The following is a 13,407-nucleotide window of genomic DNA, read 5'->3' as shown; positions in this document are numbered from 1 at the left end:
GACTGAGCCGAAGACAGACACATCAGGATCGGAGCACGGGTCACATGTCCATCCCCCAGTCCGGCGGCGGACCGATCGAACGCCACGAGCAATTGGCCGAATATCTGGAATCGGGCTGCAAGCCCAAGGATGATTGGCGCATCGGAACCGAGCACGAAAAGTTCGGCTATTGCAAAGACACGCTGAAGCCGCTGCCGTTTGAGGGCAAACGGTCCATCGTGGCCGTGCTGGAAGGACTGCGTGACCGTCACGGTTGGGCAGAAGTGCGCGAGGCCGGGCATCTGATTGGGCTTGAGAAGGATGGTGCGAATGTCAGCTTGGAGCCGGGCGGCGCGTTGGAGCTGTCGGGTGCTCCGCTGGAGACGATCCACGAGACCTGCGATGAAGTGAACATCCACCTGCGCGAGGTGAAAGACATTGCTGATGAGATCGGCGTAGGCTTTATCGGTCTGGGCGCGGCTCCGATTTGGACCCATGATGAGATGCCGTTGATGCCCAAAGGCCGTTACCGGCTGATGAACGACTATATGGAAGAAGTCGGCACCATGGGTCGCGCCATGATGCGTCGTACCTGTACCGTTCAAGTCAATATCGACTTCGGGTCCGAGGCCGACATGGTGCAGAAGCTGCGCGTCGCGCTGGCCCTTCAGCCGGTCGCGACGGCGCTGTTTGCGAACTCTCCGTTTTTCGAGGGCAAGGTGAACGGCCAGAAAAGCTGGCGCAGTTATATCTGGCGGCATCTGGACGATGCACGGACGGGCATGCTGCCCTTTGTGTTCGAAGAGGGCTTCGGGTTCGAACGCTATGTACAATATGCGCTCGATGTACCGATGTATTTCGTCTATCGCGACGGCCAGTATATCAACGCGCTGGGCATGTCGTTCCGCGACTTCCTGCAGGGCAAACTGCCTGCGCTGCCCGGTGAGACGCCGACTCTGTCCGATTGGGCCGATCACCTGACCACGGCATTTCCCGAAGCGCGGATCAAGAAATTCATGGAGATGCGCGGCGCCGATGGTGGCCCATGGCGCAGGCTCTGTGCGCTGCCTGCCTTCTGGGTTGGTCTGACCTATGATCAAACCGCACTGGATGCCGCTTGGGATCTGGTCAAAGGCTGGGATGCCGAGACGCGCGAAGCGCTGCGGGTTGAGGCTGCCAAGGATGGCCTGCAAGCGCAGGTCGGCAACATCAACATGCATGATCTGGCGCGCGAAGTGGTCTCGATCGCAGAGGCCGGACTTGCATCCCGCGCGCGCCCCGGTGCGGGTGGTCTGGTGCAGGACGAAACGCATTTCCTGAACGCGCTCAAGGACAGCATCGATACGGGCAAGGTGCCCGCAGATGAGTTGCTGGATCACTACAATGGCGACTGGAATGGCGACCTGACCCGGATTTATCCCGAATACAGCTATTGATCCCTACCGTCCCGCTTGCATTCGCGGGGCGGGGCCGATAGCAGGTTGGCGACCAAATTCAGAGGGCGTCATGGACGATCTTAAGGCAAAATATCTGGGCCAAATCGCCGAAGCTGGCGATGAAAACGCGCTTGAGGCGATCCGCGTCGCCGCCGTCGGCAAAAAAGGCGAGGTCGCGCTGAAGATGCGCGAGCTAGGCAAGATGACCCCCGAGGAACGTCAGGTCGCAGGCCCCGCGCTGAACGCCCTGAAGGATGAGATCAACTCGGCGCTTTCTGCCAAAAAGGCCGCGCTTGCCGACGCCGCGCTGGATGAGCGTCTGCGCACCGAGTGGCTCGACGTAACACTACCGACCCGGGCACGTCGTCAGGGCTCGATCCACCCGGTCAGCCAGGCGACCGAGGAACTGACCGCGATCTTTGCCGAACTGGGTTTCTCGGTGGCCGAAGGGCCGCGGATCGAGACCGACTGGCACAACTTTGACGCTCTGAACATCCCCGGCCACCACCCTGCGCGGGCCGAGATGGACACATTCTACATGCACCGCGCCGAGGGCGACAATCGCCCGCCGCATGTGCTGCGCACCCATACCTCGCCAGTGCAGATCCGCTCGATGGAACTGCAGGGCGCGCCGATCCGCGTGATCTGCCCGGGCGGTGTCTACCGCGCCGACTATGACCAGACTCACACGCCGATGTTCCATCAGGTCGAGGGGCTGGCCATCGACAAGGATATCTCGATGGCGAACCTGAAATGGGTTCTGGAAGAGTTCGTGAAAGCGTTCTTCGAGGTCGACGACGTCGAGCTGCGCTTCCGCGCCTCGCACTTCCCCTTCACTGAGCCGTCGGCCGAGGTCGATATCCGCTGTTCCTGGGACAACGGCCAGCTGAAGATCGGCGAGGGCGACGACTGGATGGAGATCCTCGGTTCCGGCATGGTCCACCCCAAAGTGATCGCCGCTGGTGGTATTGATCCCGAAGTCTATCAGGGCTTTGCCTTCGGCATTGGCATCGACCGTCTGGCGATGCTGAAATACGGCATTCCGGATTTGCGAGCGTTCTTTGATTCTGACCTGCGTTGGCTGCGCCACTACGGGTTCGCGGCGCTGGATATGCCGAACCTGCATGGTGGTTTGAGTAGGTGACGGAAAAAACCACTGCGCTAGAAAACTTGGCAAGCGATTTTCATTGGGTGCCTGGTTTTGTTGCGTGGATTGGTGATTTGATAACCGATCTTGGTCCTCTGATTGCATTGGCAGGGGCTATTTATATTTACTATCGAAAGTCTGAAGACGAGAGAAAAGCGCTTCGCCGTGATGAGCGCCGAAAGGTTTATGCTGAGTACTTGCACCAATGCGGGTTGGTATGGAACGAAGTTACTTCAGGACCTGTAGATTCCAAAATATCAATGCGGAATTCAGACCTTAAGCGTTACTTTGAGGAGCTACGATTGTTGGCACCTATTGAAGTATATGAACGAGCTTTTGAACTTAGAGTCATTTATGTGAAATATGGAGCACATGTATTGTCTTTAACCCCACTAGAGTGGCGGAATAAGACTGAGGCTCAAAACAGCGTTGATACAGATTTTATAGCCAAACTCAACGCCGCCACTGATGAACTTATCACCGCCATGAGGGCAGATTTAGAGTGACCAGTCATATGTTGAAAACGCTGGCTTGGGCTGAAAATTTGTCTCCATAAGCGCTCCGTTTGAATGTTTCGCGGAATTGGCTGGCATAAAGTGCCCAACACAAACCTCTGATCGCCACCCCACGGTCTGGCGATCGCGCTGCTTTGTGATTTGATCCGGTGTAGGGTGGGTTTTCACCCCGCCGTGGGGCGGTTGGTGGGGTGAAACCCCACCCTACACCAATAAGTTATGTGACAGCGCGGCAGACGTCGCTAGGCTCCGGCTTATGATCTATCGAATGTTTTTTCTTCTGCTGACCGCGACTCCCGCCTTTGCGATGGGGCCGTGGAAATCTGACTGCCACGGCGATTCCGCCTGTGAGATCGGCGACCGTTCTTACCATGTGCTGGAACCTGATGGTTGGGATGGCGAAACGCCTCTGCCAGTGCTGTTGCATTTCCACGGCTGGGCGCGGCAGGGCGATGTGGTGGTGAACCATGAACGCATCGCCGGGGCGACGAAGCTGCGCGATGTGTTGTTGGTGGCTCCGAACGGGCTGCGCAAAAGCTGGAACTTCTGGACCGCCGATACCGCAGACGTGCCGTTCGCTGATCGGGTGTTGGAGGATGTGGCCAAACACTATCCCATTGATCCTGAACGCATCTATGTCTCGGGTTATTCCTACGGCGGCGCGATGGCGTGGCGCTTTGTCTGCCAGTCGGGAAATGACATCGCTGCGCTGCTGGCCGTTGCGGGATCAATCCGCCAGACCGAGGACTGCCCGGAAGCCCCACGCGAGGTGCGTCATGTGCACGGGCTGGACGATACGGTGATGGATTTTCCCTTTGGGCCGGACGGTGACGCGACCTATCCAGTGGCTCTGTGGAAGGCGAAGTTCAACTGCAACGGCGCGACCCCTCGTGGAGATTGGAGTGTGAAGCCCTTCCTGACGCTCAGCCGATTGGAGTGGACCGATTGCGCGCAAGGGCAGGTGACACTGGACACCCATCCCGGCGGGCACTTTATTCCCCACGGCTGGATCGGCTGGCAGCTGGACGAGCTTTTGGGTCGCACCCCCACCTATCCGTGAGCCGCAGCGCTTGCACCTCGGCGCAATCTTTGCCATTGCCTGTGCCGACTGAATGTTTGCCGAAAAAGGCCCGCTGCAATGAAATTCACTCTGTCCTGGCTGAAAGACCACCTCGATACGGATGCGTCGGTTGATGAGATCGCCGAAGCGCTGACCGATCTCGGGCTTGAGGTCGAAGAGATCGTCAACCCGGCGGACCGTCTGGCGGGCTTTACGCTGGGCCATGTGAAACATGCCGAGAAGCACCCGGACGCCGATAAGTTGCGCGTTTGCACGGTTGAAACCGACGAGGGCGATCTGCAGATCATTTGCGGCGCGCCCAATGCGCGCGAAGGCATCACCGTGGTGGTTTGTAAACCGGGTATGTATATTCCCGGCCTGGATATCACCATCAGCGTCGGCAAGATCCGTGGCGTCGAGAGCTTTGGCATGATGGCATCCGAGCGCGAGCTTGAGCTGTCGGATGAACACGACGGGATTATCGAGCTGCCCTCGGGTGAGGTCGGTGATCGGTTTGTCGATTGGTTGGCTGAGAACGATCCGTCAAAAGTTGATCCGATGATCGAGATCGCGATCACGCCGAACCGCCCGGATGCGCTGGGTGTTGCGGGTATTGCGCGTGATTTGGCCGCGCGGGGGTTGGGCACGCTGAAAGTGCGCGATTACACTCCGGTGCCGGGTGATTTCGAAAGCCCGATCAAAGTGTCGATCGACGAGGATACGCTGGACGGCGCGCCGCATTTCACCGGGCGTCTGATCCGTGGCGTAAAGAACGGCCCGAGCCCTCAGTGGCTGCAGGATCAACTGAAAGCGATTGGTCTGCGTCCGATCTCGGCTCTGGTGGATATCACCAATTATATGACCTTCGACCACAACCGTCCGCTGCACGTGTTCGACGCGGACAAGGTGCAGGGCAATTTGCGGGTGCATCGCGCCAAGGGTGGTGAAAAGCTGGTCGCGCTTGATGAAAAAGAATACTCCCTTCAGCCTGGCATGATGGTGATTTCGGACGACAAAGGCCCGGAATCTATCGCGGGTATCATGGGCGGTGAGGAAACCGGTTGTACCGAGGAGACTGTGAACGTCTTCCTTGAAAGCGCGTTCTGGGATCATGTACAGATCGCCCTCACAGGTCGGGCGCTGAAGATAAACTCGGACGCGCGGTATCGATTCGAGCGCGGCGTCGACCCGGAATACACGCGCGAAGGGTTGGAGCATGCGACGCAGATGATCTTGGATATCTGCGGCGGTGAAGCCTCGAATGTGGTCGAGGCGGGCAAAGCGCCGAACCACGCGCGGGCCTACAAACTGGACGCGGCGCGCGTGCAGTCCTTGGTCGGGATGGAGATTCCGGAAAGCGAGCAGCGGCAGACACTGACCCGTTTGGGCTTTCGTCTGGATGGCGAGATGGCGCATGTGCCCAGCTGGCGACCCGATATCATGGGGGAGGCCGATCTGGTGGAAGAGGTTGCGCGGATCGCTTCTCTGACCAAGTTGCAGGGTATTCCGCTGCCGCGTACGACAGCAGGTATCCCCAAACCGGTCATGACACCCACGCAGCGTCGCCAGTCGATGGCGCGCCGGACCTGTGCAGCGCTGGGGTATAATGAATGTGTGTCTTACACCTTCATCGATCAGGCCTCGGCGGCGCTGTTCGGCGGCGGTGACGCAGCAACCATGTTGGAAAACCCGATCTCGTCCGAGATGAGCCATATGCGCCCTGATCTGCTGCCTGGTCTGCTGCAAGCGGCGGCGCGCAATCAGGCGCGGGGTTATGCCGATCTGGCTTTGTTTGAGGTCGGACCTGTGTTCCATGATGGTGAGCCGGGGGATCAGCAGACACAGATTACCGGCCTGTTGGTTGGGCGTAGCGGTCCCAAGGACGTGCATGGTGCTTCCCGTCCCGTTGACCTGTTTGATGCCAAAGCCGACGCAGAGGCGGTGCTTGCCGCCATTGGTGCGCCTGCCAAGGTTCAGATCCTTCGTGGCGGCGATGCCTGGTGGCACCCGGGTCGGCACGGCAAGATTTGTCTGGGCCCCAAAAAGGTTCTGGGCGTTTTTGGTGAATTGCATCCGCGCGTGTTGCAGGCGTTGGATATCAAGGGTCCGGCAATGGCGTTCACCATCTGGCCTGATCAGGTGCCGATGCCACGTAAATCCGGTGCGACCCGTTCTGCCTTGGAATTGCGCGACCTGCAGGCGGTCGAGCGCGATTTCGCCTTTGTTGTAAATGCGGATATCGAAGCTCTGACGTTGGTCAATGCGGCTGCGGGTGCTGATAAGGCTCTGATCGAGGACGTGCGCGTCTTTGACGAATTCATTGGCGGTAGCGTCGGCGAGGGCAAGAAGTCTCTGGCCATTACCGTAAGGCTTCAGCCGTCGGACGCGACCCTGAAGGAAAAGGATATCGAGGCGGTCAGCACCAAGATTGTCGAAAAAGTGGTGAAAGCCACTGGCGGCGTCTTGCGGGGATGAGTTGGTTTTCGCCTCCGGCGGGAGTATTTTTGAAATGATAAAGGGGCCATTGCGCCCCTTTTTCACGGGAGGAGAGAAAAATGCTTAAGGTCTATTTGTCCGGTGAGATTCACACGGATTGGCGCGAGCAGATCATTGCGGGCGCCGATGGGTTGGATGTTGAGTTCAGTAGCCCGGTCACCGATCACGGTGCTTCGGACGATTGCGGTGTCACGATCTTGGGGGCCGAGCCGAACAAGTACTGGCATGATCACAAGGGTGCCATGGTCAACGCGATCCGGACCCGCAAGGGCATATCAGACGCGGATGTTGTGGTTGTACGCTTTGGGGACAAATACAAGCAGTGGAACGCGGCATTTGACGCGGGCTATGCGGCAGCACTGGGCAAGTCGATCATTGTTCTGCACGGGGCTGATCATCAGCACGCGCTGAAAGAAGTAGATGCAGCAGCCCTCGCCGTCGCTGAAGAACCCGCGCAAGTTGTTGAGATCTTGCGCTACGTTCTAACAGGCGCGCTGCCTGGGTAACCCGATGGCCCGTGGCGGCGGATTTGGATCCCGCCGCACAGGCCTTGTGTATCAATCCCGTGAGGGGATGTTCAGTCCTCTTTGCACTGCGGGTCGATCCAGGAACCTGTCCAGATAGCGCGTAACGTTGCCATAGCTTTCCCAGCCTATGACATCCTTGACGCCGTAATAATCTAAACCGCGCAGCCAGGGCGCGATTGCGATATCGGCGATCGAGAATTCTCCGGCGATCCAATCTTGGCCGTCCAGTTGCCGGTCGAGAACGTTCAGCAGGCGTTTGGCCTCGGACACGTAGCGTTCGCGCGGGCGGGGGTCTTCGATTTCAGCCCCTGCGAATTTGTGGAAATACCCAAGCTGGCCAAACATTGGTCCGATACCGCCCATCTGAAACATAACCCATTGGGTGACCCGGTGCTTGTCGCCTTTGTTCTGACCCAGCAGCTTACCGCTCTTTTCAGCGAGGTACAGAAGGATTGCACCGCTTTCGAACAAAGCCAACGGAGCATCGTCGGGCCCGTTGGGATCAATGATTGCCGGGATCTTGTTGTTCGGGTTCAGCGAAAGAAATTCCGGGCTTTTGACATCTGCATCGGCCAGTGTGACACGATGTGCCTCATAAGGCAGGCCGGTTTCTTCCAGCATGATCGACGCCTTTACCCCGTTGGGTGTGGGGAAGGAATAAAGCTGAATCCGCTCGGGGAACTGTGGGGACCATTTATTCATGATCGGGAATTGGATTGTGTCCAGCATGATGGGCTCCTTTTATCGCGCCTGTCTCGGTCAATCTGGTAATTTGTGGCGCTTTTGTAAGGTCCAATTCTGTGCGTGATCGGTCAGTCGATGTTTGCTGGGGAACAGCAGGGGGGAAAACTCGGAAATCCCGCACCTAGACCTGCGCGCAAAATTAGCCCAGACTTTTCAGCGATCCCGCGCCAAAAGGCGCGGGTTTGCTGTTGGCGCAAAGGAGAAGCGTGTGGAAGATGTCGTAACACAGGTGGGCGCATTTGGTCCGCTGATCATGAGCGCGATCAAAGCGTTGATCGTTCTGGTATTGGGTTGGATCGTTGCCGGAGCCATTAGCGGTCTGGTGCGGCGGCGGATCAACGCCACGCCACATATCGACCCGACTTTGGGGAATTTCGTTGCGAGCCTCGTGAAATGGGTGCTGCTGGCGATTGTCTTTGTCGCCGTTCTGGGCATTTTCGGAATCGAGGCGACCAGCATCGTGGCCATTCTGGGTGCCGCATCCCTGGCCATCGGTTTGGCGCTGCAGGGAACACTCAGCGATCTGGCCGCGGGCGTGATGCTGGTGGTGTTCCGGCCCTATAAGCTGGGCCAATATGTCGATATTGGTGGCACAGCGGGTACTGTGAAAGACCTGAACCTGTTCACGACCGAGCTGGTGACGCCGGACAACGTGCAGATCATCGTGCCAAACGGTCAGGCTTGGGGTTCGGTGATCACCAACTATTCCGCCCATGACACCCGCCGGGTCGATCTGGTGTTTGGCATCGACTACGGCGATAGCGCGGATGAGGCTATGAACATCATCCTGGATGTGGCCAAAGCTGACGATCGTATCATGGCTGATCCTGAGCCCTGGGTGCGGGTGACAAATCTTGGGGATAGTTCGGTTGATCTGACCGCGCGCCTGTGGTGCGCAGCGGCTGACTATTGGGATGTGAAGTTTGAACTTACCAAAGCGATCAAAGAAGCGTTTGACGCCAAAGGCGTATCCATCCCGTATCCGCATTCTGTGGAGATTCACAAAGAGGCGTAAGCCTCCCGCCCGTCGATCGGGCATTGAAATGCCATCCTCTGGTTGGGCCGGGCACCGCGCTAAGGCGCGGTGCTTTTTTGCGCGTACCTTGGTCCAGAAAAAACAGCGCCGCGCTATTGGCGCGGCGCTAGGCCCAAGTCTGTAAAGCGTCCTTTGGAAAAGGACGCTTTCAGAGGCGGGAGCGCTCTTAGTTCAACAGAGTTGTTGGATCGACAGAGTCGATGTTAAGGGCGGTGCCCACCGCTTCGTAAGTCAGCTTGCCGGCGTGGACGTTCAAACCTGCCAGCAGGTGTGCGTCGTCCTTACAGGCCTGCTTCCAGCCCTTGCTTGCCAGCGAAAGCATGAACGGCATGGTTGCGTTGCCCAGTGCGATGGTCGAAGTCCGGGCAACCGCACCGGGCATGTTGGCGACGCAGTAGTGCATGATGCCGTCAACTTCGTAAACCGGATCGGCGTGGGTGGTGGCTTTCGAGGTTTCAAAACAGCCGCCCTGATCGATCGCAACGTCTACCAGAGCCGCGCCGGGCTTCATGGTCGACAGCTGTTCGCGCGAGATCAGTTTGGGAGCAGCTGCGCCCGGGATCAGAACCGCACCGATGACCAGGTCGGCATCCTGGATCAGCTCGGCTGTCGCACCAGCGGTTGAATACTGGTTCTTGAAGGTTCCGCCGAACACATCGTCCAGATAGCGGAGACGCGGCAGCGAACGGTCCAGTACGGTCACATCCGCACCCATGCCTGCGGCAATCTTCGCTGCGTGGGTGCCTACGACGCCTCCGCCGATGACGATCACTTTGGCAGGGCCTACACCCGGAACACCACCCATCAGAACGCCGCGGCCACCGTTGGCCTTCTGCAGAGTCCAGGATCCAACTTGTGGAGCCAAGCGACCGGCAACCTCGGACATCGGCGCCAGCAGCGGCAGGCCGCCATTGGAGTCAGTCACGGTCTCATAGGCAATCGCGGTGCAGCCGGATTCCAGCAGATCGTGGGTCTGGTCTGGATCGGGTGCCAGGTGCAGATAGGTGAACAGCAACTGACCTTCGCGCAGCATTTTACGCTCGACCGCCTGAGGTTCCTTGACCTTGACGATCATATCAGCCGTGGCGAACACTTCTTCTGCAGTGTCGACGATGCGGGCACCTGCCGCTACATAAGCGTCGTTATCAAAGCCCGAGCCCATCCCGGCACCGGTTTCGATAATGACTTCGTGACCGCGGGCCACAGCTTCGCCAGCAGCGTTCGGGGTCATCCCGACGCGGAATTCCTGAGGTTTGATTTCCTTTGGGCAGCCGATTTTCATGTGAGACTCCATTCATAAACTGCCTAAATTATGGGCATAAATTGGCGCAATTTTTGTGAAACCCCACTTGCTAAACACACAATCTGCGGGAAAATATTCAGCGTATAGACAACTTGACGCAATGGATGTGCGCAAATGACGATTGACGCAACAGATCGGAAGATTCTGGCAGCCCTGCAGCGCAAAGGGCGGATGTCAAATTCGGAATTGTCCGAACAGGCGAATCTATCCCCTTCGGCCTGCCACCGGCGCGTGCAGCGACTTGAGGCTGAGGGTTATATCAAGGACTACGTCGCCCTGTTGGATGCACGGAAGTTGAACGTTCCAACCACTGTGTTTGTCGAGATCACGTTGCAGGGTCAGGCGGAAGAAGTGCTGGAGTCGTTTGAAAAAGCCGTAGCACGGATTCCGGATGTGCTGGAATGCCATTTGATGGCGGGCACGGCGGACTACATTCTAAAGGTCGTCGCAGAAAATACCGAGGATTTTGCTCGCATTCATCGGCAATACCTGTCGCGCTTGCCTGGGGTGGCGCAGATGCAAAGCTCATTTGCTTTGCGCACGGTGTTCAAAACCACGGCTTTGCCTGTCTGAAACCAACTATTGGGGGTTAGCCTTGCGTCAATTCTGCCGCTTGTATCTGTCGTGCGGTCGGGCCAAAATCCATGTTTCCGACCTTATGTACGACCTCGGCACTTTGCGCTGACACTCCGTGGTTACACTGGCCGTGTACGGTCCTAACCCGATGAACAATAAGGAGCAGACCTTGGCTTACGAAAACAACAGCACGCCGAAAGATTGGCTGGAAGCTGAACTGGAAGACACGCTGGACGAAGATTTCGAGATCGAATTCAGCGAACCCATGCTTTCGATGGAAGTGCGCAAGATTTACAAGGACCAGCATCCTGACATGCTGGATCGCAAGGTCTATTTTCGCAACCTTTTGCGGCTGCAGGCTGAACTTATCAAAGTTCAGGATTGGGTGGTCCATACAGGGGCCAAGGTCTGTATTCTATTTGAAGGGCGCGACAGCGCCGGGAAAGGGGGTGTGATCAAGCGGATCACGCAGCGTTTGAACCCTCGTGTAGCGCGTGTGGTCGCCTTGCCTGCACCCAGCCGACGCGAACAAAGCCAGTGGTATTTTCAGCGCTACGTGCCCCATTTGCCTGCGGCCGGTGAGATCGTGTTCTTCGATCGGTCCTGGTACAACCGCGCTGGTGTTGAACGCGTGATGGGATTTGCCAACGAGGATCAGGTCGAACAGTTCTTTCAGGACGTTCCCGAATTCGAACGGATGCTGGTGCGGTCGGGGATTATCCTGCTGAAATACTGGTTCTCGATTACAGACGAAGAACAGCAATTGCGATTCCTGATGCGTATTCACGATCCGATGAAGCAGTGGAAACTGTCACCGATGGATCTGGAATCCCGCATCCGGTGGGAGGCATACACCAAGGCCAAAGAGGATATGTTCTTTCGCACCAACATATCTGAGGCGCCTTGGTATATCGTTGAAGGCAACGACAAGAAACGCGAACGGCTCAATTGTATCGAGCACCTGCTGACCAAGATCCCCTATGAGGATGTGCCGCAGGAAAAGGTCAATCTGCCGGATCGGCGCTATAACCCCGAATACGAACGGCGCATTTTGCCGGATGAGCTACACGTGCCTAAGATATATTGATTTGGCAGGAAAGTGGTGCGGGAAAAGGATCCCCGCACCTGAACGGTTTGATTAACCCCAATCAAATCCGCAGTTCGTTTCGAAAACATACACGCCGCACATGTCGTCATTCATGTCTTCGACTGTGGCTTCAACGGTTTCGATCATGTCGTCAGCGAAGTCGGTGTCGAACACCAGATCGAAATCATCCATCTCCGGGGTCGTGTCAGCCTGCTGCACCGGAGACCATTCGAACTGGTCAAATTGGGCTTGCAGCGCATTAACAAACGCTTCGATCCCGGCAAGGAAGGTCTGAACGTCAAAGCAGTCCGCGCCCGGTGCACCATTGTCAACGACAACTTCAGGTGTTTCTGGCTCGGGTTCTTCGACCTCGGTGACGTCGGTCTCCGGAGTTTCGGGTTCCTCGACCTCGACGACTTCAGTATCCGGCACATCGGGTTCCGGCTCTTCAGTTTCGGTCACGTCTGTTTCCGGAGTCTCCTCAACCGGGTCCTCGGTCTCGGTAACGTCAGTTTCTGGCGTTTCGTCTGCCGGTTGCTCGGTTTCCGTCACATCGGTGTCGGGTGTTTCGTCCGATGGTTCTTCGGTTTCGGTGACGTCTTCCTCCGGGGTCTCCTCTGCCGGTTCTTCGGCATCGGGAACTTCCGCTACCGGTGTTTCGTCAACTGGTTCCTCAGTCTCGGTCACATCGGTTTCCGGCACTTCTGGTTCGGTCGGGGTGGTAACCTCTTCCTCTTCTGGCTCAACAACTTCTTCAACCGGAGGCGTCACCGGCGGGGTGGTGCCGCCGTTATCAAGATCGACATCGCCCTGAGTCGCCGCAAAGTTCTGCGTCACCATGACAGCGTCGTACCCCTGCATGTCGCCTTCTTCGATCCCGATGCCGATATATTTGAAATCGGGGTTCAGAATGTTGGCGCGGTGACCGGGGCTATTCATCAGGTTCTGGTGCAACTGGGCGACATCATCGCTGATACCGGGTGCGCCACGCTCGGATTGCCAGGCGATGTTTTCTCCGGTGCGCCAGCTCCCGGACAGGTCGAACCCTGCGGCTTGCATCCGTTGGGTCGCGGATGAACCACCCTGACCGGTGTGGCTGAACCGGTCGGTGTCCAGCATCCAGCTGCTGTGGTCCTCGGAAGATTCGTTCAGGTTGCGTTCAAGTTCCAGGGGATCAAGACCGCGGGATGTGCGCTCTTGGTTGATCAGCGCGAGCATTTCGCGCTCGACCGTACTTGCTGTCGACATCAGTGCCTCCGTTTTTGGTTATGTCTGAGTGGACGGCCTCACTTACAGACGATCAAAGAACGCTGAATAGGGCGGGTACGGCGATGGGCGTTTTTCGGCGGCAGAATGCAACCGAACGGCGATTCGCTGCGCTGTAAAATGCCGACTGCGGCGATTGCATCAAAATCGGCAGGTTGCCGCGAGGGTAAAGCCGGGAATTGGCGGGATCATCCGCCCTAAAAACGACAAACCCCCGGGCAGGGCCTCGGGGGTC

12 protein-coding genes are annotated in these 13,407 nt (G+C 57.6%); 9 read left to right on the top strand and 3 right to left on the bottom strand.

Annotated elements, in window-relative coordinates; genetic code table 11:
- Nucleotides 1-44 precede the first annotated feature (44 nt).
- The 6 genes from ACR0EN_RS14250 (at nt 45) to ACR0EN_RS14225 (ending at nt 7,139) form a co-directional block, all read left to right on the top strand.
- Nucleotides 45-1,415 (top strand): glutamate--cysteine ligase, encoded by a 1,371-nt coding sequence (locus tag ACR0EN_RS14250; protein ID WP_170818563.1) that lies wholly within the window; start codon nt 45-47, stop codon nt 1,413-1,415.
- Between the two features lie 70 nt (nt 1,416-1,485).
- On the top strand, nt 1,486-2,559 hold the full coding sequence (gene pheS / locus ACR0EN_RS14245; RefSeq protein ID WP_010443591.1) for a phenylalanine--tRNA ligase subunit alpha: 1,074 nt from the start codon (nt 1,486-1,488) through the stop codon (nt 2,557-2,559).
- Complete coding sequence (locus tag ACR0EN_RS14240) at nt 2,556-3,068, top strand: hypothetical protein (protein WP_170818564.1); 513 nt, start codon at nt 2,556-2,558, stop codon at nt 3,066-3,068. Before pheS ends, ACR0EN_RS14240 begins: the two co-directional genes overlap by 4 nt.
- A 265-nt stretch (nt 3,069-3,333) precedes the next feature.
- Nucleotides 3,334-4,137, top strand: a complete 804-nt coding sequence (locus tag ACR0EN_RS14235) for an alpha/beta hydrolase family protein (RefSeq protein WP_170818565.1) — start codon at nt 3,334-3,336, stop codon at nt 4,135-4,137.
- Nucleotides 4,138-4,215: 78 nt separating this feature from the next.
- A complete protein-coding gene (gene pheT, locus ACR0EN_RS14230; protein WP_480587330.1) occupies nt 4,216-6,612 on the top strand; it encodes a phenylalanine--tRNA ligase subunit beta in 2,397 nt (798 codons plus the stop codon).
- An 80-nt stretch (nt 6,613-6,692) separates the two neighbouring features.
- A complete protein-coding gene (locus ACR0EN_RS14225) occupies nt 6,693-7,139 on the top strand; it encodes a YtoQ family protein (protein ID WP_170423625.1) in 447 nt (148 codons plus the stop codon).
- 51 nt (nt 7,140-7,190) lie between these two features.
- On the opposite strand, the gene ACR0EN_RS14220 is transcribed toward ACR0EN_RS14225, so the two are convergent.
- Complete coding sequence (locus tag ACR0EN_RS14220; protein WP_170423627.1) at nt 7,191-7,889, bottom strand: glutathione S-transferase N-terminal domain-containing protein; 699 nt, start codon at nt 7,887-7,889, stop codon at nt 7,191-7,193.
- Between the two features lie 223 nt (nt 7,890-8,112).
- On the opposite strand from ACR0EN_RS14220, the gene ACR0EN_RS14215 reads away from it, so the two are divergent.
- Entirely contained in the window at nt 8,113-8,919 is an 807-nt protein-coding gene (locus ACR0EN_RS14215; RefSeq protein WP_170423629.1) for a mechanosensitive ion channel family protein, read from the top strand.
- A 187-nt stretch (nt 8,920-9,106) separates the two neighbouring features.
- Here ACR0EN_RS14215 and ald read toward each other — a convergent pair whose 3' ends face one another.
- Nucleotides 9,107-10,222, bottom strand: a complete 1,116-nt coding sequence (ald, locus tag ACR0EN_RS14210) for an alanine dehydrogenase (protein WP_170597235.1) — start codon at nt 10,220-10,222, stop codon at nt 9,107-9,109.
- Between the two features lie 135 nt (nt 10,223-10,357).
- On the opposite strand from ald, the gene ACR0EN_RS14205 reads away from it, so the two are divergent.
- Nucleotides 10,358-10,816 (top strand): Lrp/AsnC family transcriptional regulator, encoded by a 459-nt coding sequence (locus ACR0EN_RS14205; protein ID WP_480587327.1) that lies wholly within the window; start codon nt 10,358-10,360, stop codon nt 10,814-10,816.
- Between the two features lie 172 nt (nt 10,817-10,988).
- On the top strand, nt 10,989-11,906 hold the full coding sequence (gene ppk2, locus ACR0EN_RS14200; protein ID WP_480587324.1) for a polyphosphate kinase 2: 918 nt from the start codon (nt 10,989-10,991) through the stop codon (nt 11,904-11,906).
- A 51-nt stretch (nt 11,907-11,957) separates the two neighbouring features.
- Here ppk2 and ACR0EN_RS14195 read toward each other — a convergent pair whose 3' ends face one another.
- Nucleotides 11,958-13,154, bottom strand: a complete 1,197-nt coding sequence (locus ACR0EN_RS14195; RefSeq protein ID WP_170818567.1) for a CAP domain-containing protein — start codon at nt 13,152-13,154, stop codon at nt 11,958-11,960.
- Nucleotides 13,155-13,407: the final 253 nt, after the last annotated feature.

The sequence above is a fragment of the Ruegeria sp. AB7 genome (assembly GCF_056542625.1).
This window is presented reverse-complemented; position numbering and strand designations above follow the sequence as displayed.

What these genes read in the sequence shown, in the direction of transcription:
- ald (WP_170597235.1), bottom strand. Translation starts at nt 10,222, where the DNA reads ATGAAAATCGGCTGCCCAAAGGAAATCAAACCTCAGGAATTCCGCGTC.
- ACR0EN_RS14235 (WP_170818565.1), top strand. Translation starts at nt 3,334, where the DNA reads ATGATCTATCGAATGTTTTTTCTTCTGCTGACCGCGACTCCCGCCTTT.
- ACR0EN_RS14225 (WP_170423625.1), top strand. Translation starts at nt 6,693, where the DNA reads ATGCTTAAGGTCTATTTGTCCGGTGAGATTCACACGGATTGGCGCGAG.
- pheS (WP_010443591.1), top strand. Translation starts at nt 1,486, where the DNA reads ATGGACGATCTTAAGGCAAAATATCTGGGCCAAATCGCCGAAGCTGGC.
- pheT (WP_480587330.1), top strand. Translation starts at nt 4,216, where the DNA reads ATGAAATTCACTCTGTCCTGGCTGAAAGACCACCTCGATACGGATGCG.
- ACR0EN_RS14250 (WP_170818563.1), top strand. Translation starts at nt 45, where the DNA reads ATGTCCATCCCCCAGTCCGGCGGCGGACCGATCGAACGCCACGAGCAA.
- ACR0EN_RS14205 (WP_480587327.1), top strand. Translation starts at nt 10,358, where the DNA reads ATGACGATTGACGCAACAGATCGGAAGATTCTGGCAGCCCTGCAGCGC.
- ACR0EN_RS14195 (WP_170818567.1), bottom strand. Translation starts at nt 13,154, where the DNA reads ATGTCGACAGCAAGTACGGTCGAGCGCGAAATGCTCGCGCTGATCAAC.
- ACR0EN_RS14220 (WP_170423627.1), bottom strand. Translation starts at nt 7,889, where the DNA reads ATGCTGGACACAATCCAATTCCCGATCATGAATAAATGGTCCCCACAG.